The sequence below is a fragment of the Rhodococcus opacus B4 genome, from assembly GCF_000010805.1.
GTDB classification, from domain to species: domain Bacteria; phylum Actinomycetota; class Actinomycetes; order Mycobacteriales; family Mycobacteriaceae; genus Rhodococcus_F; species Rhodococcus_F opacus_C.
This window is the reverse complement of sequence record NC_012522.1, coordinates 6,931,206-6,955,131: the sequence shown is the minus strand read 5'-3', so window position 1 is coordinate 6,955,131 and position 23,926 is coordinate 6,931,206. Positions and strand designations below refer to the sequence as shown.

Sequence of the window (23,926 nt, the reverse complement as noted above, 5' to 3'; positions counted from 1 at the left end):
ACCGATGGAATTCACCGAACTTGCCGACTACCCCGTTCCGGTGGGTGCGCTCACCGAATGGTTGCCGTGCGCCCGCTCGGAGTGGGAGGACGATCCCCGTCCGGCCTCGTACATCCACGAGGCGCATCTGCGCCGGTGCGCCGACGGTCGCGAATCCTGGCTGGGCACCGCATTCGAGATCCACGGCACCCTGAACGTCACCGCGTTCCGGGCCGCGCTGGAGAAGTGGACCGACCGTCACGAGGTGCTGCGCTCGCACACGACCTTCGACACGGAGACCGAGCGGGTTCGCCGGCAGACCGTGCCGCAGGGCGGGTTGCACGTGGGGGTCGTCAGCCACGGTTACGACGCCGCCGGTGGCGACAACTTCGCGCACCTGCAGCAGTTGTTCGACGAGTACGCCTCGCCGCACAGTTGGCCGTCGTACGTCTTCGCGACGCTCGAAACCGTCCGACGCGACCGGTTCACGGTGTTCTTCGCGGCGGATCACTCGATCATCGACGGGTTCTCCATCGTGCTCATTGCCCACGAGTTGACCGCCCTGTACGAGGAGGCGCTGTCCGGCCGCACGGCCAACCTGTTCCCCGTCGGCAGCTACATCGACTTCGGCCGCGAGGAGCGCGAGAACACCACCGACGCCGAGGTGAAGCGGAAGGCGCTCGACGTGTGGCGGTCCGCACTGGAGGGGCCGGGGCTCCCCGAGTTCCCTCTCGAAGTCGGCCCGCGGACGACGTATGCGCAGCAGAACCTGTCCGCCTGGATCCTCGACGCCGACCAGGCCGCGGCGTTCAACTCGGCGTGCCGGGAGGCCGATGTGGGATTCTTCCCCGGCCTGCTCGCGTGCCTCGGCCTGGCCGGTGCGGAAGTGGCGGGCTATCACCGCTTTCGGACGGTCACTCCCGTTCATACCCGGCACTCCCCGCAGTGGGCGTCGGCGCTGGGGTGGTTCGTGGGTCTGAGCCCGATCGACTTCGAGGTGACCTCGGACGATTTCGCGACCGTCGCGCGCGAGGCCGCCGACAGCGTGACCCGGACGAAACCGATCTCGGTGGTCCCGTTCGACCAGATCGAGAAGGAACTCGACATCCCCATCCGGCCGCGTTTCGTCGTCTCCTACATGGACGTCCGGTTCGTTCCCGAAGCGGGCCGCTGGCACGAGCGCAACGCCCGGGCCCTGCGGAGTCGGCAGTACACCCACGACGTGTACGCGTGGATCAATCGCACCCCCCGCGGCGTCAATCTGGCGGTCCGGTATCCGGGCAACGACATCGCCGCCGCGAGCGTCCACACGTGGGTCGCGAGCCTCCGCCGGCAACTGGAACAGGTTTCAACCAGCTACCCCTCGGTAGGGTTGCGCAGCGTCGGACAGGCCTGACGGCAAATTTCGGTCCGGTGGCAACACCGATCGGTTCGGTGCCTAGACTCCGAAGTGATGCCGTAACCCACCGCCGGTGAACACCCCCGGGGACCACCGCGGAGACAGACCATGCGAACCACAGGAGGCTCAGTGCCCAGTCATGCCAGCGCGCACATCACGAAGGTGCTCGTCGCGAACCGCGGTGAGATCGCAGTGCGGGTGATCCGGGCCGCCGCCGACGCCGGCCTGGCCAGCGTCGCCGTCTACGCCGAACCCGACGCCGACGCCCCGTTCGTGCGCCTGGCCGACGAAGCCTTCGCCCTCGGCGGACAGACCTCCGCCGAGTCCTACCTCGTCTTCGACAAAATCCTGGACGCCGCCACCAAATCCGGCGCCGACGCCATCCACCCCGGCTACGGCTTCCTCTCCGAAAACGCCGACTTCGCCCAGGCCGTCCTCGACGCCGGCCTGATCTGGATCGGCCCCTCCCCCCAATCGATCCGCGACCTCGGCGACAAGGTCACCGCCCGCCACATCGCCGAAAAGGCCAAGGCCCCGATGGCCGCCGGCACCAAGGACCCCGTCAAGAACGCCGACGAGGTCGTCGCCTTCGCGAAGGAATACGGTGTCCCCGTCGCCATCAAGGCCGCGTTCGGCGGCGGCGGGCGCGGCATGAAGGTCGCCCACACCATCGAGGAAATCCCCGAACTGTTCGACTCCGCCACCCGCGAGGCCGTCGCCGCGTTCGGCCGCGGCGAATGCTTCGTCGAACAGTATCTGGACAAGGCCCGGCACGTCGAAGCGCAGGTCATCGCCGACCAGCACGGCAACGTCATCGTCGCCGGCACCCGCGACTGCTCCCTGCAACGCCGCTTCCAGAAACTCGTCGAAGAGGCCCCCGCCCCGTTCCTCACCGACGACCAACGCGCCCGCATCCACTCCTCCGCCAAGGCCATCTGCAAAGAGGCCGGCTACTACGGCGCCGGCACCGTCGAATACCTCGTCCAGGGCGACACCGTCTCCTTCCTCGAGGTCAACACCCGCCTGCAGGTCGAACACCCCGTCACCGAGGAAACCGCCGGCATCGACCTGGTGCTGCAACAGTTCAAAATCGCCAACGGCGAAAAACTGGACATCACCGAGGACCCCACCCCCCGCGGACACGCCTTCGAATTCCGCATCAACGGCGAGGACGCCGGCCGCGGGTTCCTGCCCGCCCCCGGCCCGGTCACCAAATTCGTCCCGCCCACCGGCCCCGGCGTCCGGATGGACTCCGGCGTCGAAACCGGGTCGGTGATCGGCGGCCAGTTCGACTCCATGCTCGCCAAACTCATCGTCACCGGCGCCACCCGCGACGAAGCCCTCGCCCGCGCCCGCCGCGCCCTCGCCGAATTCCAGGTCGAGGGCCTGGCGACGGTCATCCCGTTCCACCGGGCCATCGTCGCCGACCCCGCCTACATCGGCGACGGCACCTCATTCGACGTCTACACCAAGTGGATCGAAACCGAATGGGACAACCAGGTCGAACCCTTCACCGGCGGCCAACCCCTCGACGACGAGGAGAACCTGCCCCGGCAGAACGTCGTCGTCGAGGTCGGCGGCCGCCGCGTCGAGGTGTCGCTGCCCGGACAATTCACCCTCGGCACCGGCAGCGGTACCGCGGCCGGGGCGGTCCGGAAGAAGCCCAAGGCCCGCACCCGCGGCGGCGCCCACGGCGGCGCCGCCTCCGGTGACGCCGTCACCGCCCCCATGCAGGGCACCGTCGTCAAGGTCGCCGTCGAAGAAGGCCAACAGGTCGCCGAGGGCGACCTCATCGCCGTCCTCGAGGCCATGAAAATGGAAAACCCCGTCAACGCCCACAAGGCCGGCACCGTCACCGGCCTCGCCGTCGAACCCGGCGCCGCCATCACCCAGGGCACCGTCCTCGCAGAGCTCAAATAGCGCTTGTGAGTACTTGTCAACCGCCCACGGTTGACAAGTACTCACAAGGGGCGGCAGTAGTCTGTACGCATGTCTGACGTTCCCGAGATCCGTATCGGCACTGCCGAACGTGAGCAGGCCCTGAACTCGTTGAGCGAACATTTCGCGGCGGGCCGTCTGACGGTCCCCGAGTTCGACGAGCGCAGTCTCGCGGTCACGAATGCCACCACCCGCGGCGAGCTCGACCGCGTGTTCACCGACCTCCCCGCGACCACTGCCCCGGCGCCTGCGAAGGCCGAGGCAGCGGACACCGACCGCGACCAGAACTGGCGTCGCATCGTGATGTCGGTGATCCCGCTCGTCGCCCTCGTGCTGTTCTTCGTCGTCCCCGTCGACAACAGCTGGCTGTTCTTCCTGATGATCCCCGCCGCCGGCGCCATCCTGTTCGGGACCCGCGACGACCGGCACGATCGGGATCGCCGCCGCGGTCGTCGCGATCGGGACCGCTGACATGGAACCGGTCGAGGTCAATGCGGGCGGCTGGTACCTTCGCGCGCTGCGCGAGGACGAGCGGGTCGACGATCGTCCGGCGCTCGCGGACGGTGGAATTACCGAACCCGGCTACGTCGCCCGCCGCACGGCGCAGTGGCGAAGCGACGAGCACTATTCGTGGGCGATCTGCCAGCCCAACACCGGCGAACTGCTCGCCGAGGTGGGGATCACTCCGTCGGGTGAATGCGCGACCCTGACCGGGTGGGCGCGCGCCGGTCACGAGGATGCGCTCGCGAGCGGGTCGGATGCGGTGCAACGGTTCGCGGAGGGCGCACTGGGGTTCACGGTGCAGCGGTGACTGTGCGTTCCGTTCCGGTGGCGGCCCTCACCATGCTGGCGCTGGTCATGTTGCTGTCCCCCGCATCCGCGACGCCGTCGGGTCCCGAACATGCTGACAAGGTGGTGCACGCCCTGCTGTTCGCGGCGCTGGCGGCCGCCTCCAGGTATGCCCTCCTGACGCCACGGATCACGGTGCTCTGGTTGGCCGCATTCGCGGTGATCACCGAGATACTGCAGGGCGTGCTGCCGATCGGCAGGCACGGTTCGGTCTGGGATCTCTGCGCGGACATGGTGGGTGTGGCGATCGGGTTGTCCGCTCAGTCCGCGATCATGCGCTCCCGCAGCAGAGTCTGAACTCCCGCGTCGAGGCCGAGTCCGTCGGAGAAGTACCGCTCGATCGTCGCGTACCGCTCACGCATGGCGGCCAGCGATACCTGCAGATACTGCTCGCGGACCCCGAGCACGGGCTCGAGCAACGCCGGATCTCCACCCGCCTCCACGAATTTCTCGAACACTCCGGCGAACGCCGGCAGCAGGAGTTCGTTGGTCAGCAGGTAGTCATGGAACACGTCGTCCTCACCGACGCCGAGGAGCAGCAGCAGTGCCGCCGTGGCCCACCCCGTTCGGTCCTTCCCGGTGGTGCAGTGCACGAGGGCGGGCGTGTTGCCGTTCGACGCCAGACCGCCGAACAGTTCCCGGTACGAGGACACCGCGCTGGGCATCACGACGAAGTCGCGGTAGCTGCCCTCGAAGTACTCGATGGCGCGGCCGCCGCCGAGTTCGCGTTCGGCGATCATCGGGTCGGCGATCACCTGCAGCATCTGCGCGGGGATCGACCGGATCCCCTTGTCGGCGAGCACGTCCAACGCGACCGCGCGGGCCCCGTTCGGGAGTATGTCGGGGGCGGCGTCTCGCTCGTCGGCGGTCCGCAGGTCGTACACCGTCCGGATCCCGAGGCCGTCGAGCACCGGCAGGTCCGTGTCTGCGACCCGGCTGAGATCGGTCGAACGGTAGAACACACCGGTGCGCACCTTCGCGCCGTCCCCGGTTCGGTAGCCGCCGACGTCTCGCAGATTGGGCACGGACGTGAGCGGAATCGGCGTCATGCGTCGACGGTACCGCCCAGCACCCGGGCCAGTGCATCCACGGCGGCGTCGAGTTCCGCGGTCGTCACCGTCAGCGGTGGACGGAACCTGATCCCACGCTTGCCGGTCGGCAGGATCAGCACCTGCTCCCGGTCCCGGAGATCGGCGACGACCCGGTCCCGCCGCTGCGGGGTCGGGAGCGTGATCGCGCACATCAGGCCACGGCCCCGCGGCTCGGTCACGTCGGAGTTCGCCCGCGCGAGTTCCCGCAGCCGTCCGAGAAGGTGTGCCCCCGTCAGGCGGGCCCGGTCGACGAGCCGATCCGCCTCGACGACTTCGAGGATCCGGCGGGAACGCACCATGTCGGTGAGGTTGCCACCCCAGGTCGAGTTGATCCGTGAGCTGACGGCGAACACGTTGTCGGGGATGTCGTCCACCCTGCCGCCGGCCATGATTCCGCAGACCTGGGTCTTCTTGCCGAACGCGACGACGTCGGGGTGCACCCCCAGTTGCTGGTACGCCCAGGCGGTTCCGGTGAGACCGCACCCGGTCTGCACCTCGTCGAAGACGAAGAGCGCGTCGTTCTCGCGGCAGAGCGCCTCCATCGCCTGGAAGAATTCCGGGCGGAAATGGTGGTCTCCGCCCTCACCCTGGATCGGCTCGGCGATGAAACAGGCCACGTCCGAGGGGTTCTCGGCGAACGCGCGACGCGCCTGATCCAGAGCGCGGCGTTCGGCTTCCTCGACCTCCCGCCCGTCCGCGAGGTATGGGGAGTCGATGCGCGGCCAGTCGAACTTGGGGTACCGCGCCACCTTGCCGGGCTCGGTGTTGGTGAGCGACATGGTGTATCCGCTGCGCCCGTGGAAGGCCTCCGTCAGGTGGAGCACCTTCGTGCCGAGCGCCGGGTCGAGGCCCCGGCTCTCGTTGAGCCTGCTCTTCCAGTCGAACGCCACCTTCAGCGCGTTCTCGACGGCCAGGGCGCCACCGTCGATGAAGAAGAGATGCGGCAGCGCGGGATCGCCCAGCACCCGGGCGAACGTCTCGACGAACCGTGCCATCGGGACGGTGTAGATGTCGGAGTTGCTCGGTTTGTTGACCGCCGCCGCCGCCAGTTCGCGGCGAAAGGCGTCGTCGTCCGCCAGTGCGGGGTGGTTCATCCCCAGGGCCGACGATGCGAAGAAACCGAACATGTCCAGATAGCTGGTCCCGTCCCGCTGATCGACGAGATGGGTGCCGCGTGAGCGGTCCAGGTCGAGTACCAGGTCGAACCCGTCGACCAGAATGCGCTCGCGCAGCACGTCGTGCACCTGGCTCGCCGGCAGCTCGCCCCCATCTCCGGTAAAACGAATCGCTGTACTCATACCGAGAGATTACGTCAAAATTCCTGCCTGCCGGCGACTATTCGGCAACATATCCGGCACAGAGCTCACTTGTCGTAAAATGTTTGCAAGATGATGGTGCTGCGCGTATGGACGTTGGCGGTGGCGCGGATCTCCTGCAGAAGGTGTTCCAGCTCCCGCGGCGAGGCGACGCGCACCAGCAGCACGTAGCTCTCCTCCCCCGCGACCGAGTGGCACGCCTCGATCGCCGGGAGGTTACGCAACCGGGCGGGCGCGTCGTCGGGCTGCGACGGATCGAGAGGGGTGATCGCGACGAATGCGGACAGACCCTGCCCGAGCGCATCCGGATCGATCTTCGCGGTGTACCCCCGGATCACTTTGCGGGCCTCGAGCCTGCGCACCCTGGACTGCACTGCGGAGATCGACAGCCCGGCCTTCTCGGCGAGTGTCGCCAGAGTCGCTCTGCCGTCGGCCACCAGCTCCTGCATCAGTACCCGATCGATGTCGTCGAGAGGAGTATGGGGTGCGTCGCTACGGAAAGATTCCACCACCAGCGCAGGCTAGCCCAGCGGAGGTGCATCTTGGTTGAAACGTGGGAGCTCCGCGCCCGCTTCGCCCGCGCACTGGGCGCGGCGTACGGCCGGACGGTTCCGGCCTACGACACGCTGGTCGAGGTTGCCGACGAGATCAATGCGGACTTCGCGGTGAGAAACCCGGCCGACGCCGAACTCCGGGGTGGCCTCACCCGGATCACCGTGGAACGCCACGGCGAGATCCGGCTCGGTGGGCCCACCGAGCTTCGCCAGGCCGCCATCCTGTTCTCGGGCTTCGGGATGCACCCCGTCGGCTGCTACGACCTGCGCGCCGCACCCGATCCCGCGCCCGTCGTCTCGACGGGATTTCGTCCGGTCGACCCGATCGAACTGGCCCGCAACCCGTTCGGGATGTTCACGTCGATGCTCACCACCGCCGATCGCCGGTTCTTCGACTGCGATCTCCAGCACCGACTCGAGAATGTCCTCGCCGCCCGCGCCGTGTTTCCCACCGAGCTGCTGCACCTGGCCGCGCTCGCGGCCGAGGAGGGCGGGCTGACGGCGCCGACGGCCGAACGGTTCGTCGCACTCGCGGCCACGGCCTTCGCACCGTCGGACGCCGCGGCCGACCGATCGTGGCTCTCCGCGCTCGACCGTGTCGCACCCGTCGCCGCCGACCTCGGCGGGCGCACCGGCGTGCGAGTCGCGCACCTCGCACCGCGGGTCTTCGACATCGACGAACTGTGCCGCCGGTCGGCGCGGCACGGCCTGAGAACGATCGACGACACCGACCGCAGGCCCGCCCGGGGTGGCCAGGATGTGCTCCTCCGGCGCGTGTCGTTCGGCGCCGCCGGCACACCGGGCGGCGTCCTCGTCGCGGAATCTCGCGGCATCGCACTGACACCCAGGGGGCGGGCGCTGTACGACAATCCCGCCCGCGGGGTGGACGAGTTCCCGCAGACGAAAGCGGAACTGGAGGCCGGAGAGCTGGCGTACTTCACTCACCGCCGCACCGGCGACGGCCACGTCGCGGAGCCGATCCTCTACGAGGATTTCGCGCCGATGCCGGCCGGCTCCGGCCCCGACCACCTAGCGTGGCTCTCCGAGACACTCGGCCGGGCGGTGCACGACCCGTTCACGCTCTACCGACAGCAGCAGGACCATTCCCGAGAGAGGACAGCATCGTGAACCTTCCCGCCCCCGAGGAGTTGTGCCGGCGCGCCGAGGAAGCACTGATCAGGTGCGGCGCCGAGATCACCGACGGCGGCGGACCGCTCGTCGCCCGCACACCGATCACCGGGACCGAACTGCGCACAGTGACGGCGAGCAGCATGGAGGACGTGGACCGGGCGATCACCGCGGCCCACGACGCCTTCCTCGAGTGGCGTTCCGTCCCCGCCCCCCAGCGCGGCGCCGTGGTGCGTCGCCTCGGTCAGCTTCTGACGGACAACAAGACCGATCTGGCGGAACTGGTCACACTCGAGGCCGGCAAGATTCCGTCCGAGGCGCAGGGCGAAGTGCAGGAGATGATCGACATCTGCGAATTCGCGGTCGGTCTGTCCCGCCAGTTGTACGGCAAGACGATGGCGTCGGAACGTCCGGGACATCGGCTGATGGAGACGTGGCACCCGCTGGGAGTGGTCGGGGTGATCTCGGCGTTCAACTTCCCCGTGGCCGTGTGGTCGTGGAATACCGCGATCGCACTGGTCTGCGGCGACACCGTGGTATGGAAGCCGTCGGACCGGACGCCGCTGACGGCGATCGCCTGCGACGCCCTGCTGGCGCGGGCGGCCCGCGACGTCGGTGCACCCGCCGGCCTCCACGCCCTGATCCAGGGCGCGGGGGACGTCGGCGAGCGGCTCGTCGACGACGCGCGCGTCGCGCTGGTCAGCGCCACCGGTTCGGTGCGGATGGGTCGCGCCGTGGGGCCTCGCGTCGCCGCGCGTTTCGGCAAGTGCCTGCTCGAACTGGGCGGCAACAACGCGGCGGTGGTGGCGCCGTCCGCCGATCTGGACCTGACCGTGCGGGGAGTCGTGTTCTCCGCCGCGGGCACTGCGGGACAACGCTGCACGTCCCTGCGACGGTTGATCGTGCACTCGTCCGTCGCCGACGAACTGGTGGAGCGCATCTCTTCGGCATACGGACAGTTGAAGGTCGGGAACCCGTTCGACGACGGCGTCCTCGTCGGCCCGCTGGTGAACCGAGCCGCGTTCGAGGCGATGCAGACAGCGCTGGACAAGGCCCGCGCCGACGGCGGCACCGTCGTCTGCGGCGGCGAACGCAGCGGTGGCAGCGACTCCGCCTACTACGTCTCGCCGGCCCTCGTCCGGATGCCCGCGCAGACGTCGGTGGTGCGGGAGGAGACGTTCGCACCGATCCTCTACGTGCTCACCTACGAAGAATTCGACCAGGCGATCGCGTTGCACAACGAAGTGCCCCAGGGTCTTTCGTCGTCGATCTTCACCACCGATCAGCGTGAGGCCGAGAAGTTCCTGGCGGCTGACGGTTCCGATTGCGGCATCGCGAACGTCAACATCGGCACCTCGGGGGCGGAGATCGGCGGGGCGTTCGGCGGGGAGAAGGAGACGGGCGGCGGCCGCGAGTCCGGATCCGACGCGTGGAAGGCCTACATGCGCCGTGCGACGAACACCGTCAACTACTCCGATCGACTCCCGCTCGCGCAGGGGGTCGAGTTCACCTGATCGACGCCGTCGACCGGCTACTCTCGGGGCGTGAGCAACTGGACCGAGATGGCGCGTGAGATCGCCGAGAACGTGCTGTTCCCGGTGGCCGACAGCGTCGATGCCGACGGCGAGATTCCCGACAGTCACTTCGAGACTCTCGCCGCCGACGGCTTCTACGGACTCGCGGCACCCGGCGAAGAGGGTGTGACGCCGTCGGTGCTGGTCGACGTGATGGAGACGTTGTGCGGCGGCTGCCTCGCGACGGCGTTCACGTGGATGCAGCATCACGGCGTCGTCGCCGGTCTCGCCGGTTCGCCGAACACGACCCTGCAGGATCGGTACCTCGACGGACTCGTCGACGGCACGGTGCGGGCCGGCGTCGCCCTGGCCGGAGCGATTCCCGTCCCGCCCACCCTGTGGGCACGCAGCGTCGACGACGGATACGTGCTCGACGGAGTGTCGCCGTTCGTCACCGGCTGGGGCATCGTCGATCTGCTCCAGGTGTCGGCGCGCGACGAATTCGACGACTCCATCGTGCACGTCATCATTCCTGCACAACCGCTGCGCGGACTGACCGCCGAGGAACTCCCGCTGATCGCGGCCCGCGGTTCCAACACGGTCCGGCTGACATTCGACGGCCTCGCCGTGCCGCGGGATCTGGTCAGCGCCGTGGTCTCCCCCGAGGACTTCGCGAAGAGCCAGCTGTTCGGGTCGTGGATCAACGGGTGCATGGCGATGGGGATCGCCCGGCGAGCGATCAGCGAACTGCAGGCGTTCGGCGTAGACGCGGACCCGTTCGAGGAGCAGGCCGCCCGGGCACGTCTCGACCTGAACGCGGCACTGGAAGGCCGTGCGGAGATCGCCGAAGCTCGGGCCCGCGCTTCGGAACTCGCCATCCGCACCGCCACCGCCCTCGTCACCGCGAAAGGCAGTTCCGCACTGCTCGCGGGGAACACGGCGGAACGACTGATGCGTGAAGCCACCTTCACGCTCGTCGCAGCGGGACGTCCGGCGATCAAGTCCGCCTTGCTGGAACGCCTCGGCCACGACTAGTGCGTTGTCTCCCACACCCTGGCAGTTCCGACGCTGAAAGCAGGTTTCGTCCATGGCATGCCGCATCAGTGAACTCGTGCTCGGTTGCCGCGACCCCGAGGTGCTGGCCCGGTTCTGGTGCGAGGTCCTGGACTTCGTGGTCCTCGACCGCGAGGGCGACGGAAGCATCGAGATCGGGCCACGCGAAGGGTTCGGCGGCCCACAGCCGACGATCATCCTCAGCCGCCGCGACGCACCGGAGCCCGGGAAACCCCGGCTGCACATCGACGTCAACGCCACCGACCGCGATCAGGACGCCGAACTCGAACGCCTCCTGAAGCTGGGAGCACGCGCTGCCGACATCGGCCAGACCGGAGAAGAGCCCTGGCACGTCCTCGCCGATCCCGAAGGAAACGAATTCTGCCTGCTCCGGGCCCGCCTTTCTCCCCTCTGACGCTCCCTCGCCTGGTGTAGGATCCTGTGCGCCGGAATCGAGTTCGTGGCCGCCGAAGCTGCGCGTGCCTACCTGTCGGCACCGTTCCGTTGGAGCGCGAGCCGCGAAACTAGCGGGTGCGTACCCTGAGGTCACCGAACAGCGAGTACGACACCACGCGGATTGCCGGGGCTCCGGGCCCGGGATCCTGTGCGCCGGCGTCGAGTTCGCGGTCTCCGAACAGGTCGAATCCTCCCACCTCGACGTGCACGCCTTCCGGAACGGTGATCGTGCTGTCCCCGAACAGGGTGACGAGGGTGATCGTCGATGTGCGCGCGCCGATCACGGCAGACCGGAGGTCGAGCTTCACGTCGCCGAAGAGAAGGAGAGCCAATGTCTTCACGGCGAGTGACCAGCGACCGGAACGCCGGGTGTCGCCGAAGATTCCGATGAGGGTGGACTGAGGTCGCGACACGGGCGGCGGGGGTGTGTCGACGGGAACGAGTTGCCGGAGGCGCGCGAGGTCGGCGTCACGTGACCACACGACGGCGGCCTGCTCCGAGTACTCCTCCAGCGTCAGGCGCCCGTCGCCCACCGCCTTCTCGAGGCGAACCTGTGCGGTCTCCCGGAGTCGGTCGAGTTCGTGGCTGTCCCCCGCAGCAGTCATGACTCCACCGTAGCTGTCGGTGCCGTCGTCTAGGGTCTGACCGCTCGACCGGTGCCGCAACGCCCTTCGACCGAAGCGAGACAACGTGTTCAGGATGATCGGCGCAGTTGCCCTCGCGCTACTCGCTGCGGGCGCCTACGTGGTGGTCTCCGGACACGAACCCGCCACCGTCGAGTTGCCGACACCGTCGTTCGTCCCGGCAGCAGTACCTGCCGCGGATCTCGCGACTGTGTGACTACAGGCCTCGGCTTGGGCACTTCGCTCGGTCACGCAGCCTCCGGCAAGCACGATCGATCAGCTCACCGGCATGGTGTCGGTGGTTGATTCGCGGTCTTCTGGCCGGGTCGATGAGCGGTGGCGGTATCCATTCGGTGCGTCCCGCGAACGCGTCACCGGGTGGCGCGCTGGTGGTCGCCCAGCGTCTACGTAGATCTCATACTGTCTGCCACTGGCGTGGCGGGCGTGGGAGATGGACGTGTCACCCCCATCCGCGGTGTCACGGTGGGCAGGCTGCGGCGGACCCGGCGGGGTGATCAGATCCTCCACCGCGATCACCGTCGCCCCCGCCGAGGCGGCGTAGTCGACGGTCTGGCGGGCGAAGTGGAATCCCAATTCCCGGTTGATCTTTCCCCGCTTGGCACCCACCGCGGTGCGGTGGGCGCCGAGGACGGCGATCTTCGCCTCCAGCCTGGTGCGGACCTCGGGTTCGGCGTTGGTGGCCAGTTGCGTCAGCCGAGCGGCCTTGCGGTGCAACATCTGCCCCTCCGATTGCAGGCGGGCCAGTTTGGTCCCGAGGCCGCGGTCGTCGTACGTCCAACCCCGAAAGTCCGAGGACAACCCGTCCGGGTTCTCGGTGGTGATGGCGGCGGCACCGAGAGTAGACGGGGACCAATCCACCCCCACCGCGACCGTGCCGGCCATCAGATCGGCGGCGGGGACGAGTTCGGTCGCCGCGCACCGCAACAACAGACCCCTTTGGTCGAGGACCAGGGTCGGCAGATGCCAGCCGCTGACCGCCCGGCCGTCCAGGTGCCCGGGGATGGCGGCGGTCAGCCGAACCCGCCGCCACTGCGCCCGCCCCGCCGGGACCGGGCAGGTCGGCAGCTTCACCGTCAACGTCATGACGGCATCTGAGACGGCGATGTGTGCGAGTTGTCGATCCGCGGCCGACAGCCGGGCCATCGCCGCGACCTGAGGCGGGCCCTGCATGTCGGTGATCCGCAACCGACCGGCCAGTGCCCCGCCCTCGCGGCGGGCGCGGGCAATCAGCTGGCGCCGCACGCCCCGGGCGAAACCCAATGGCACCCAGTCGCCCGGTTCGGTCGGCGGCGCCAGAGCGCCCGTGGCCGGGTCGAACCGCTGAGAGAGCGATGTGATCGCGGTGTCCCGGTAAGCGAGGATCCGCAGGGTGGCCATCACCTGCGCGGTCACCACCCGGGTCACGCGTGAGGGCACGTACACCCCGTCCGGGTAGTGCGGGTTCCAGCCGAGGCGGGCCGCGGCGACGTGCCCCTGTGCGGGCAGCCTTCGGTCCTGGTGGTCCCGTCCGGCCGCGAGGACGTCGAAGGTGACCGGCTGCCACAGCCGTGCCGTCAACTCGGCGCCGGCCGCGGCGATCAGGTCGAGCAACCACCCCACCCGGGTGTCGACGTCGTCGAGACCGATCGGCTCGCCGGTGATGTCGTCGACCGCCACGTGGGCGCGGGTGGTGAACGCGAACTGCCGCGGCGCAGTCGATCCCGGCCCGGTCATGCCGGCCGACCCGGCGCCAGGAACAACCCGAAGGAATCCGGGCTCATCCCTCTCCCCTCCCCGTGACGGCAGTAGCCAATGCCGTCAGGTGTTCCGTCACCTGATCTGCCGCCCCCCGGTCGAACTCATGTGCGAATGACACTGCGACCCACCGACCAGTTCGGCGGACCGCACAGCATGTCCCTGCCGCCTGTCGGACCCCCGGTGCAGTATGGAACGGTGACCGACGTCCTGGGCAGGTTCTCCGCCGCCACCCGTGAGTGGTTCGACGGTGCGTTTCCCGCGCCGACGGCCGCGCAGCTCGGTGCGTGGGAGTCGATCGCCAGCCGGGCCCACACGCTGGTCGTCGCGCCGACCGGTTCGGGCAAGACGCTGTCCGCGTTTCTGTGGTCCCTCGACCAGCTCGCCGCGACGGACGGTAAGGACCGCAGGACCAAGGTCCTCTACATCTCCCCGCTCAAGGCGCTCGGTGTCGACGTCGAACGCAACCTCCGCGCCCCGCTCGTCGGGATCACGCAGACGGCCAAGCGGCTCGGGCTCACGCCGCCGGAGATCTCGGTGGGCGTCCGCTCCGGCGACACACCGGCCGGCGACCGGCGGGCGCTGATCAAGAATCCGCCCGACATCCTCATCACCACCCCCGAGTCGCTGTTCCTGATGCTGACGTCCGCCGCGCGTGAGACGCTGACGCAGGTCGACACGGTCATCGTCGACGAAGTGCACGCGGTGGCCGGCACGAAGCGCGGCGCGCACCTGGCGTTGTCGCTGGAGCGCCTCGACCGGCTCCTCGACACTCCGGCACAGCGCATCGGGCTGTCGGCGACGGTGCGGCCGCACGAGGAGGTGGGCCGATTCCTGTCCGGTTCGGCGCCGATCCGGATCGTGGCGCCCCCGTCGCCGAAGACGTTCGACCTGACCGTGCAGGTTCCGGTGGAGGACATGACCGAACTCGGTCTCGCCGAACCGGCCGAGGGTTCGGCCTCGGCGACCCCGCAGGCGGGGTCGATCTGGCCGCACGTCGAGGAACAGATCGTCGACCTCGTCCTGGCGCACCGGTCGTCCATCGTGTTCGCCAATTCGCGGCGGCTCGCCGAGCGGCTGACCGCGCGGCTCAACGAGATCTACGCCGAACGCGCCGGAACCGCCGTCGACAAGAACCCGAAGCCGGCCTCGCAGATCGGCACACCGTCCGAGGTCAACTTCGGTGCAGACCCGCTGCTCGCCCGCGCCCACCACGGGTCGGTCAGCAAGGACCAGCGGGCACTGATCGAGGACGACCTGAAGTCGGGGCGGCTGCGGTGTGTGGTCGCGACGAGCAGCCTCGAACTCGGAATCGACATGGGTGCCGTCGATCTCGTGATCCAGGTCGAGGCGCCGCCGTCGGTGGCGAACGGGCTGCAGCGCGTCGGCCGCGCCGGGCACCAGGTCGGGGAGATCTCCCGGGGTGTCGTGTTCCCCAAGCACCGCACCGATCTCGTGCACTGCGCCGTCACCGTCGAACGGATGGTCACCGGCAAGATCGAGGCGCTCGCGGTTCCCGCGAACCCGCTCGACATCCTCGCCCAGCACACCGTGGCGGCCACCGCCCTCGAACCGATCGACGTCGACGACTGGTTCGAGACGGTCCGGCGCAGCGGTTCCTTCGCGACGCTGCCGCGGTCGGCCTACGAGTCCACCCTCGACCTGCTCGCGGGCCTCTACCCGTCCGACGAGTTCGCCGAACTCAGGCCCCGCCTCGTCTGGGACCGCGAGGCCAACACGCTCACCGGACGCCCCGGCGCGCAGCGGCTGGCGGTCACCTCGGGCGGCGCCATCCCCGACCGCGGTCTCTTCACGGTCTACATGGTCGGTGAGAAGGCGTCCCGCGTCGGCGAACTCGACGAGGAAATGGTGTACGAGTCGCGGGTCACCGACGTCTTCGCTCTCGGGGCCACCAGCTGGCGGATCGAGGAGATCACGTTCGACCGGGTGCTGGTCAGCCCCGCGTACGGCCAACCGGGGCGGTTGCCGTTCTGGCACGGTGACGGCCTGGGGCGCCCGGCGGAACTGGGCGAGGCGCTGGGGCAGTTCCTGCGGGAGATCTCGCTCGGGCACGAGACCGAGGTGCAGGAGCGCTGCCGTACCGGCGGGCTCGACGAGAACGCCACGAGCAATCTCGTGCAGCTCGTGGCCGAGCAGAAGACGGCGACGGGGCAGGTCCCCACCGACCGCACCCTGGTGGTCGAACGGTTCCGCGACGAACTCGGCGACTGGCGGCTGATCCTGCACTCGCCGTACGGCCAGCGCGTTCATGCGCCGTGGGCTCTGGCGGTGAGCGCGCGGCTGAGCGAACGTTTCGGTCTCGACTCGAATGCGACCGCCTCCGACGACGGCATCATCGTGCGCCTCCCCGACACCGACGACACCCCGCCCGGCGCCGACCTGTTCGCGTTCGACACCGACGAGATCGAGGACATCGTCACCGAACAGGTCGGCGGTTCCGCGCTGTTCGCGTCGCGGTTCCGCGAATGCGCGGCCCGGGCGCTGTTGCTGCCGCGCCGCACGCCGGGCAAACGCGCGCCGCTCTGGCAGCAGCGGCAGCGGTCCGCCCAGCTTCTCGACGTGGCCCGCCGGTATCCGACGTTCCCGATTCTGCTCGAGACCGTCCGCGAGTGCCTGCAGGACGTGTACGACCTGCCGGCACTGAAAGACCTGTTCCGTAAGCTCGCGCGCCGACAGATTCGCATCGTCGAGGTCGAGACGCAGTCGCCGTCGCCGTTCGCGGGCGCGCTGCTGTTCAACTACGTCGGCGAGTTCATGTACGAGGGCGACAGCCCGCTCGCCGAGCGCCGGGCGGCGGCCCTGTCCCTGGACTCGACGCTGCTGGCGGAACTGCTCGGCCGGGTGGAACTGCGCGAACTGCTCGACTCCGACGTCATCGCCCACGCCGAACTCGAACTGCAGCGTCAGCTCCCCGACCGCAAGGCGAAGGACCTCGAGGGCGTCGCCGACCTCCTGCGCCTGCTCGGGCCCCTGACCTCCGAGGAAGTCGCCGCCCGGTCGACGACCGATCCCATCCCCTGGCTCGACGAACTCGTGCGTGCGAAGCGGGCGCTCGCCGTGTCCTTCGCCGGTCGCGACTGGTGGACGGCCATCGAGGATGCGGCGCGCCTGCGCGACGGGCTCGGGGTGCCGCTGCCGATCGGGGTTCCGGCCGCGTTCATCGAACCCGTCGACGATCCGCTGGCCGACCTGATCAGCCGCTACGCCCGCACCCACGGTCCGTTCACGATCCCCGACGCGGCCGCCCGGTTCGGCCTCGGTTCGGCGGTGGCCCGCGACGTGCTGCAGCGGCTCGCGCAGGGCAAGCGGGTGGTCGAGGGCGAGTTCCGGCCCGGTGCGACGGGCAGCGAATGGTGCGATGCCGAGGTGCTGCGCCGCCTTCGCAGGCGTTCGCTGGCCGCGGCGCGTCAGGAGGTCGAACCGGTCAGCACGGCGACGCTCGGCCGCTTCCTCCCGGCCTGGCAGCACGTCGGGGGCACACTGCGCGGAATCGACGGCGTCGCGACCGTCGTGGAACAGCTTGCCGGCGTTCCGGTTCCCGCCTCGGCACTCGAATCGCTGATCCTGCCGTCCCGGGTGGCCGACTACTCCCCCGCCATGCTCGACGAACTCACGTCCACCGGTGAGGTGTTGTGGTCGGGCGCCGGCAGCATCTCCGGCAAGGACGGATGGGTGTGCCTGCACCCCGCCGACACCGCACCGCTCACGCTGACCGCGCCCACCGAATCGGATCTGACCGACGTGCAGAGCCGGGTCCTCGACACGCTGTCCGGCGGCGGCGCGTACTTCTTCCGGCAACTCGCGGACACCCTCGAGATGTCCGACGACACCGCGCTGGCCACGGCGTTGTGGGATCTGGTGTGGCTGGGGCACATCGGCAACGACACGCTCGCCCCGGTGCGCGCCCTGCTGTCGGACACGTCCCGGACCACCACGAGCCACCGCGTGCCGCGACGACCGCCGCGCGCCCGCGCCTACCGCAGCCTGGCGGTTCCGAAGCGCACCGCGCCGCCCACGGTCGGGGGACGGTGGTCGATCCTGCCCGCCGCCGAGTCCGATGCCACGCTGCGGGCCAGCGCCACCGCCGAACTCCTGCTGGAGCGATACGGGGTGGTGACCCGCGGGTCGGTGATGACCGAGAACGTTCCCGGCGGGTTCGCACTGATGTACAAGGTGCTGGGCACGTTCGAGGACAACGGCCGCTGCCGGCGAGGACATTTCGTCGAGACACTCGGCGGTGCACAGTTCTCCACTCCACCGGTGGTGGACAGACTTCGAAGCTACGGCGATTCGCTCGAGGGCAGGCACACCGCGCTGCCCGCCGTGACGCTCGCCGCCAGCGATCCCGCCAACCCGTACGGTGCGGCCCTGCCGTGGCCGAAACGCGGCGACGACGCACCCGCGCACCGGCCCGGACGCAAGGCCGGTGGCCTCGTGGTGCTCGTCGAGGGCGAATTGATCCTGTTCGTCGAGCGTGGCGGGCGCACGGTCCTCACGTTCACCGACGACCCCGGTGTTCTCCGCACCGCGGCCGTTGCCCTCGCCGGGGTCGTCAAACGCGGCGGAATCGACAAGATCGTGGTCGAGAAGGTCGACGGCGACACCATCCACGGCAGCGACTTCGCGCCGATCCTGACCGAGGCCGGGTTCTCGCCCACCCCGCGCGGTTTCCGGTTGCGGGCCTGACATGCCCGAAGGCGACACCGTCTGGCGCACCGCCAACTCGCTGCGCGACGCCCTCGAGGGCAAGGTGCTGACCAGGTGCGACGTGCGGGTACCGCGCTACGCCACCGTCGACCTGTCCGGTCAGGTCGTCGACGAGGTGGTCAGCCGGGGCAAGCACCTCCTCATCCGCGTCGGCGACTATTCCATTCACACCCACCTGAAGATGGAGGGCGCGTGGCACATCTACGCGCCGGACTCGAGGTGGCGACGGCCGACTCACCAGGCCCGGATCGTGCTGTCCACCGAAGATCGGGTGGCGGTCGGGTTCTCGCTCGGCATCACCGAGATCCTGGCGCGCGACGACGAGGAGTCCGCGGTCGGCCACCTCGGTCCCGACGTGCTGGGGCCGGGCTGGGACGCCGACACCGCGATCCGCAATCTGCGGGCCGCCGGCGACCAGCCCATCGGTCTGGCGCTCGTCGACCAGCGCAACCTTGCCGGTCTCGGCAACGTGTACCGCAACGAAGTCTGCTTCCTTCGCGGCGTCCACCCGTATACGCCTGCGGCCGAGGTGACCGATCTGCCGGCGCTGGTCGCGCTCGCGCATCGCATGATCCACGCCGACAAGAACAACTCGGTCCGGCACCGGCCGTGGGTGTACGGGCGTGCCGGACAGCGCTGCCGCCGGTGCCGGACGGTGATCGAGGGCCACGACCTCGGTCAGCAGCAGATCTTCTTCTGCACGTACTGCCAACCGCCGGTCGGGAGCTAACGCAGAACCGTGGTCGGCGGCCCCAGCGGCGGCGGTCTGCGTGTGCGCCGGCGGCCGAGGAGCCAGGCGGCGCCGTCCGGCACCCACAGCACGGCGGCCGTGGCGATCGTCAGGAGATACGTGGGCGCGATCAGGGGCAGCAGGATGCACCCGAGCAGGGCGACGGGAAAATCTCTGCGCCACAACAGCGACAGCAGGACCGGCAGCACGAGAAAGAGCGCGGCGAGTCCGAAGTGCGAGGTCGCCACGGCCCACGGCACGCCCACCACCCAGCACAGCATCCCGAACACCTGGTGCGTGATCAGCAGGAACCGGGCGACCTCGGTGAAGGTCCAGAACCGGCCGACCTCGACGCCGACCCAGAAGATGCGGCTGCGGAACGGTCCGACGCCCTCGTCGAGCAGGGCCAGCCGGAACAGTTCGTCCGCGTGGCGTCGCAGCGTGTTTCCCTCCGGTCCCTGCGCGCTCGCGCGTTTACACAGGTCGTCGTGCATGATCGCGGGAAGCAGCTGCCTGCCGTACGGGGTGAGCAAACCCTGCAGTGGCGCGGGGATCGACGCGAGATCCGTGCGGAGCAGGCACGGCATCGGGGCGCAGCCGGGCACCGTCACCACCGTGTCGCCGTGGACGTAGACGAATTCGCCGACGAGTTGGAAGAACTTGCGGTCGAGTACCCGGAGCTCGGGTTGCGGGCGAGTCGGATCGTCCACGGACACCTGGAACGGCATGCGCACCTCACTCGTGGCCGGCCTTGTTTGCCTCCACCACCAGCGTGACGCAATGCGCGACGAATTGCTCGCGCGACGCGGCAACAGTTCCGTCGAGATATCCGATGAACAGCGTCGTGAGTGCGCCGACCACACCTATCGCGACGAGTTGTTTCTCCACCTCGTCGTCGACGGCGGACAGCTGGTCGTGCACGAGTCCGACGAAGCCAGGCATCAGGTCGATTCCCCGCCTGCTCAGCGCGGGTTCGGACAGCGGCGCCAGCAGGAGCACGCGGCCCATCGCGGGATCGTCGACCATCAGTTTCACGAACGCGTCGACGGCGGCCGCGGCCCGTTCCCGGGCGGTCTCCGTGGACGCGACGGCCTCCACGAGCGCGGTCTGCGCCTGATCGCCCACCGCCGCGTAGACCGAGCGCACGAATTCGTCCCGGTCCCGGAACGATTCGTAGAAGTACCGTTCGGTCAGGGATGCCGCGCGGCAGACCGCGCGCACGTTCACCGCCGGCCCGTCGGGCGCACCGAGCAGCGCGACGCCCGCACGCAGCAGCGAATTCCGCCGTGCTTCCCGCCGGTCCTCCAGCGTCACTCTTCTCTCCCCAATCCTTGACTACGCGTGTTGTCAGATCCTAGTCTGACAACGTGCGTAGTCACCTGAACGCGGACGGCACGCCCGTCCCGGCCTCGGCCCCAGTTCCCCTCGGCCCCGATTCGCTGACCTGGAAGTATTTCGGCGACTGGCGCGGAATGCTGCAGGGCGTCTGGGCGGGGTCGATGCAGAACATGCATCCCGGGCTCGGCGCGGGCGTCGAGGAACACTCCCGCTTCTTCGACGAGCGGTGGGAGCGCCTCTACCGGTCGCTGTACCCGATCGGCGGCGTCGTCTTCGACGGCGACCGCGCCCGGCAGACCGCCGAGCAGGTGCGCGGGTACCACGACAACATCAAAGGGATCGACAAGCACGGCCGCCGGTACCACGCCCTCGACCCGGACACGTTCTACTGGGCGCACGCCACGTTCTTCATGGGCACCATCCTCACCGGCGACAATTTCATGGGTGGCCTCACCGAAGACCAGAAGCGCCGGCTGTTCACCGAGCACATCCAGTGGTACCGCCTGTACGGGATGAGCATGCGACCCGTCCCGGAAACCTGGGAGGCGTTCCAGGACTACTGGGATCACATGTGCCGCAACGTCCTCGAGGACAACAAAGCCACCCGCGACGTCCTCGACCTGTCCGGGCTCGGCGCTCCCCCGTTCCTGTCGTGGCTACCCGGCCCGATCTGGGCGATCCTCCGCATCCCGGTGGCGAAGGGCTTCGTGTGGCTGACCGTCGGCATGTACGACCCACCGGTCCGCGACCTCCTCGGCTACCGCTGGACCACACGCGACGAGCGCCTGCACACTCTCGTCAGCCGCGCCGTGAACGCGGTATTCCGTCTCGTCCCGTGGCGGTACCGCTACCACCCGCGCGCCCGCGCCGGCTGGGACCGCGAGACCGGACGCGCCCCCGCGCACGCACCGCTCGTCCACACCCCGCGACGCAACCTTCCACCGCGGGGCCGGCGCGACGATCCCCAGCACTACAGCCCGAAAGTCTGAGTTCCCAGGGAGCTCACAGACAACGCCCACACTGCTCACGGGTTCCGGGACGACGCTGAATGACATGGAATTCATCGCTGTCACAGCCCTCGTCGTCATGGCGCTCTCCGGGGTCGTCGCCGCACACGCACCGAAATCGCTCGTCCACACTCGCTGACCGCGTGCGCGTGGAATGCTCGGGGCCATGGAGTGGGACCTTCCGAAGCTCTTCAACCGCCCCGCGCAGCTGACCGACGCCCCGATCGACACCGAGCGCGCCGCTCGGCGCATCAGCGCCTACATCTACGGCAACATCCTCGTCCTCGCCGCGCTCATCCCCGTCACCAAGGCACAGGAAACCGTCGGCATCGCGATCGTCGTCGGAGCGGCGCTGTCCACATTCCTCGCGCACCTATTCGCCGAGTCCGTCGGGCAGACACTGCGTCTCGACCGCACGCTCACCCGAGCCGAACGCAGCGGGGAACTCCGCGACGGCCTGCCCATCCTCACGTCGGCCGTAGTCCCCAGCGTCATCCTGTGCGCCGCGCTGATCGGCTGGCTGGAGCCGAGGACCGCGCAGTTGATCGCCGAGTTGGTGATGATCACCCGGATCGCGTCGATCAGTTACGTGATCAGCCGTCTCCGCCGCGAGAGAGTCACGTCCGGCACCCACTGGGCGGCGTTCGGCCTCGCCGTCGTCGCATCGGCCATCGTGATCGTCAAGGTATTTCTGACACACTGACCGGCGGTTCGAGCAGTTCGATCCGCGATTCCGGTGCCGCCGCCCGCAACGCGTCGGCGGACAGGTCGTCCGGTTGCGCCTGCGACTGCACCTCCGCCTCCACCCGCGCCTGGTACGTCTTCACCTCGCGGTCGATGTCGTCGGCGTCCCAGCCGAGGACCGGAGCCACCAGCTGCGCCACCTGCTCGGCGCAGTTCACACCCCGGTGCGAGTACTCGATCGCGATCCGGGTGCGCCGGGCGAGGATGTCGTCGAGATGCAGCGCACCCTCGGCCGCCGCCGCGTACACGACCTCGACCTGCAGGTAGGCGGGCGCGTCGGTGAGGGGCTGGAGCAGTTCCGGCTTGTCGGCCGCCAGGTCGAGCACCTCGCCGATCAGCGAGCCGTAACGGTCCAGCAGGTGCTTCACCCGGTACGGGTGCAGCCCGTACAGCTGGCCGAGATGCACGGTCTGGTTGACCAGCGCGAAGTAGCCGTCCGCACCCACGAGCGGCACCTTCTCGGTGATGGACGGCGCCATCCGCGCCGGAATGTCCTCGGCCGCGAGATCCACGGCGTCCTCGGCCATCACGCGGTAGGTGGTGTACTTGCCGCCCGCGATGGCGACGAGGCCCGGCGCGACCCGCGCGACGGCGTGCTCGCGGGACAGCTTGGACGTCTCGTCGCTCTCCCCGGCGAGCAGCGGACGCAGACCCGCGTACACACCGTCGATGTCGTCGTGGGTCAGCGACGTCACCAGCACCTTGTTGACGTGGCCGAGGATGTAGTCGATGTCGGCCTTGGTGGCCGCCGGGTGCGCGAGGTCGAGGTTCCAGTCCGTGTCGGTGGTGCCGATGATCCAGTGGCTGCCCCACGGAATGACGAACAGCACCGACTTCTCGGTGCGGAGGATGATCGCGGCGTCGCTGACGATCCGGTCGCGGGGCACCACGATGTGGACGCCCTTGGACGCGCGGACGCGAAACCGGCCGCGTTGCCGCGACAGCGCCTGGATCTCGTCGGTCCACACCCCGGTCGCGTTGATGACGACGTGTGCCTTGACGTCCGCGGTGCGCCCGTCCTCGCAGTCCCGGACGCGCACTCCGGAGACCCGGTCCGCCTCCCGGAGGAATCCGACCACCTGCGTCGACGTCCGCACGACCGCCCCGTAGTGGGCGGCGGTGCGAGCAACGGTCATGGTGTGCCGGGCGTCGTCGACGACGGTGTCGTAGTACTGGATGCCACCGGTCAGCGAGTTGCGCTTGAGCCCCGGCGCCATCCGCAGCGCACCCGCGCGGGTCAGATGCTTCTGCGGCGGAACCGATTTGGCGCCGCCCATCCGGTCATAGAGGAAGATCCCGGCCGCCATGTAGGGGCGCTCCCACAACCGGTGGGTGATCGGGAACAGGAACTTGAGCGGCTTCACCAGGTGCGGCGCGAGGGTGGTCAGCGACAGCTCACGCTCCCGGAGTGCCTCCCGGACCAGTCCGAACTCGAGCTGCTCGAGGTAGCGCAGCCCGCCGTGGAACATCTTCGACGAGCGGCTCGACGTTCCGGACGCGTAGTCGCGCGCCTCCACCAACGCCACCTTCAGCCCGCGGGTGGCCGCGTCCAGGGCCGCACCGGCCCCGACCACACCACCGCCGATCACGACGACGTCGAACTGTTCGGTCTGCAGCTCGTCCCAGGCGGCATCGCGCTGCCGGGGACCGAGGAACTGCACACCAGGCTGACTACTCAACTCGGGCTCCTGTGAGATGACGACGGATTCATGCCCAGGCTAGTA

Annotated in this window: 21 protein-coding genes and 1 pseudogene; 14 read left to right on the top strand and 8 right to left on the bottom strand. The window is 69.1% G+C overall.

Features of this window, described 5'->3' with window-relative positions; translation table 11 throughout:
• Positions 1-4: 4 nt before the first annotated feature.
• The 5 genes from ROP_RS31515 (at position 5) to ROP_RS31495 (ending at position 4,462) form a co-directional block, all read left to right on the top strand.
• Positions 5-1,375: a condensation domain-containing protein gene (locus ROP_RS31515; protein WP_015890049.1), complete on the top strand. Its 1,371-nt coding sequence runs from the start codon at positions 5-7 to the stop codon at positions 1,373-1,375.
• A gap of 132 nt (positions 1,376-1,507) precedes the next feature.
• Entirely contained in the window at positions 1,508-3,298 is a 1,791-nt protein-coding gene (locus ROP_RS31510; RefSeq protein ID WP_015890048.1) for an acetyl/propionyl/methylcrotonyl-CoA carboxylase subunit alpha, read from the top strand.
• A gap of 69 nt (positions 3,299-3,367) precedes the next feature.
• Positions 3,368-3,787 (top strand): DUF1707 SHOCT-like domain-containing protein, encoded by a 420-nt coding sequence (locus tag ROP_RS31505; protein ID WP_015890047.1) that lies wholly within the window; start codon positions 3,368-3,370, stop codon positions 3,785-3,787.
• Between the two features lies 1 nt (position 3,788).
• Positions 3,789-4,127: a hypothetical protein gene (locus tag ROP_RS31500; protein ID WP_015890046.1), complete on the top strand. Its 339-nt coding sequence runs from the start codon at positions 3,789-3,791 to the stop codon at positions 4,125-4,127.
• A gap of 2 nt (positions 4,128-4,129) precedes the next feature.
• Entirely contained in the window at positions 4,130-4,462 is a 333-nt protein-coding gene (locus tag ROP_RS31495; protein ID WP_043825707.1) for a VanZ family protein, read from the top strand.
• On the opposite strand, the gene ROP_RS31490 is transcribed toward ROP_RS31495, so the two are convergent.
• The 3 genes from ROP_RS31490 to ROP_RS31480 all read right to left on the bottom strand — a co-directional run bounded on the left by ROP_RS31490 (position 4,426) and on the right by ROP_RS31480 (position 7,084).
• Positions 4,426-5,214 carry a tyrosine-protein phosphatase gene (locus tag ROP_RS31490; RefSeq protein WP_015890044.1) on the bottom strand — a complete coding sequence of 263 codons (789 nt, stop codon included), beginning with the start codon at positions 5,212-5,214 and terminating at the stop codon, positions 4,426-4,428. The genes ROP_RS31495 and ROP_RS31490 overlap by 37 nt on opposite strands.
• Positions 5,211-6,554 carry an L-lysine 6-transaminase gene (gene lat / locus ROP_RS31485; protein WP_015890043.1) on the bottom strand — a complete coding sequence of 448 codons (1,344 nt, stop codon included), beginning with the start codon at positions 6,552-6,554 and terminating at the stop codon, positions 5,211-5,213. The genes ROP_RS31490 and lat overlap by 4 nt, the downstream gene beginning before the upstream one ends.
• Positions 6,555-6,619: 65 nt before the next feature.
• Entirely contained in the window at positions 6,620-7,084 is a 465-nt protein-coding gene (locus ROP_RS31480; protein ID WP_015890042.1) for an Lrp/AsnC family transcriptional regulator, read from the bottom strand.
• 30 nt (positions 7,085-7,114) lie between these two features.
• Here ROP_RS31480 and ROP_RS31475 point away from each other — a divergent pair, with 30 nt between their 5' ends.
• The 4 genes from ROP_RS31475 to ROP_RS31460 are packed head-to-tail and all read left to right on the top strand — an operon-like array spanning position 7,115 to position 11,236.
• Positions 7,115-8,254 carry a 2-oxoadipate dioxygenase/decarboxylase family protein gene (locus tag ROP_RS31475; protein WP_015890041.1) on the top strand — a complete coding sequence of 380 codons (1,140 nt, stop codon included), beginning with the start codon at positions 7,115-7,117 and terminating at the stop codon, positions 8,252-8,254.
• A complete protein-coding gene (locus tag ROP_RS31470) occupies positions 8,251-9,768 on the top strand; it encodes an L-piperidine-6-carboxylate dehydrogenase (RefSeq protein ID WP_015890040.1) in 1,518 nt (505 codons plus the stop codon). The genes ROP_RS31475 and ROP_RS31470 overlap by 4 nt, the downstream gene beginning before the upstream one ends.
• A 30-nt stretch (positions 9,769-9,798) precedes the next feature.
• The gene (locus ROP_RS31465; RefSeq protein ID WP_015890039.1) at positions 9,799-10,803 is read left to right on the top strand and encodes an acyl-CoA dehydrogenase family protein; all 1,005 of its coding nucleotides are present in this window, start codon (positions 9,799-9,801) and stop codon (positions 10,801-10,803) included.
• A gap of 52 nt (positions 10,804-10,855) precedes the next feature.
• Positions 10,856-11,236 (top strand): VOC family protein, encoded by a 381-nt coding sequence (locus ROP_RS31460; RefSeq protein ID WP_015890038.1) that lies wholly within the window; start codon positions 10,856-10,858, stop codon positions 11,234-11,236.
• A gap of 109 nt (positions 11,237-11,345) precedes the next feature.
• Here the strand turns inward: ROP_RS31460 and ROP_RS31455 are convergent, their stop codons facing one another.
• Positions 11,346-11,882, bottom strand: coding sequence for a LiaF domain-containing protein (locus ROP_RS31455; RefSeq protein ID WP_015890037.1), 537 nt, complete (start codon positions 11,880-11,882; stop codon positions 11,346-11,348).
• Positions 11,883-11,976: 94 nt separating this feature from the next.
• Between ROP_RS31455 and ROP_RS43630 the strand changes: the two genes are divergently transcribed.
• A complete protein-coding gene (locus ROP_RS43630; RefSeq protein WP_167315970.1) occupies positions 11,977-12,117 on the top strand; it encodes a hypothetical protein in 141 nt (46 codons plus the stop codon).
• A 293-nt stretch (positions 12,118-12,410) separates the two neighbouring features.
• Here ROP_RS43630 and ROP_RS31450 read toward each other — a convergent pair.
• A pseudogene (locus ROP_RS31450) lies at positions 12,411-13,634 on the bottom strand (transposase); the annotation flags it as partial.
• Between the two features lie 177 nt (positions 13,635-13,811).
• On the opposite strand from ROP_RS31450, the gene ROP_RS31445 reads away from it, so the two are divergent.
• Complete coding sequence (locus ROP_RS31445; RefSeq protein WP_043826901.1) at positions 13,812-18,362, top strand: ATP-dependent helicase; 4,551 nt, start codon at positions 13,812-13,814, stop codon at positions 18,360-18,362.
• A gap of 1 nt (position 18,363) precedes the next feature.
• Positions 18,364-19,113 carry a DNA-formamidopyrimidine glycosylase family protein gene (locus ROP_RS31440; protein ID WP_015890034.1) on the top strand — a complete coding sequence of 250 codons (750 nt, stop codon included), beginning with the start codon at positions 18,364-18,366 and terminating at the stop codon, positions 19,111-19,113.
• Here ROP_RS31440 and ROP_RS31435 read toward each other — a convergent pair.
• Together ROP_RS31435 and ROP_RS31430 are read right to left on the bottom strand one after the other, a co-directional pair.
• Positions 19,110-19,841 (bottom strand): DUF1353 domain-containing protein, encoded by a 732-nt coding sequence (locus ROP_RS31435; protein ID WP_043826900.1) that lies wholly within the window; start codon positions 19,839-19,841, stop codon positions 19,110-19,112. The two genes, ROP_RS31440 and ROP_RS31435, sit on opposite strands and share 4 nt — an antisense overlap.
• Positions 19,842-19,848: 7 nt before the next feature.
• Positions 19,849-20,427 (bottom strand): TetR/AcrR family transcriptional regulator, encoded by a 579-nt coding sequence (locus tag ROP_RS31430; protein WP_015890032.1) that lies wholly within the window; start codon positions 20,425-20,427, stop codon positions 19,849-19,851.
• A gap of 53 nt (positions 20,428-20,480) precedes the next feature.
• Between ROP_RS31430 and ROP_RS31425 the strand changes: the two genes are divergently transcribed.
• On the top strand, positions 20,481-21,440 hold the full coding sequence (locus tag ROP_RS31425; protein ID WP_015890031.1) for an oxygenase MpaB family protein: 960 nt from the start codon (positions 20,481-20,483) through the stop codon (positions 21,438-21,440).
• A gap of 184 nt (positions 21,441-21,624) precedes the next feature.
• Positions 21,625-22,161 carry a hypothetical protein gene (locus ROP_RS31420; protein WP_043825699.1) on the top strand — a complete coding sequence of 179 codons (537 nt, stop codon included), beginning with the start codon at positions 21,625-21,627 and terminating at the stop codon, positions 22,159-22,161.
• Here the strand turns inward: ROP_RS31420 and glpD are convergent.
• Positions 22,139-23,881 carry a glycerol-3-phosphate dehydrogenase gene (gene glpD / locus ROP_RS31415; RefSeq protein ID WP_015890029.1) on the bottom strand — a complete coding sequence of 581 codons (1,743 nt, stop codon included), beginning with the start codon at positions 23,879-23,881 and terminating at the stop codon, positions 22,139-22,141. The genes ROP_RS31420 and glpD overlap by 23 nt on opposite strands.
• Between the last annotated feature and the right edge of the window lie 45 nt (positions 23,882-23,926).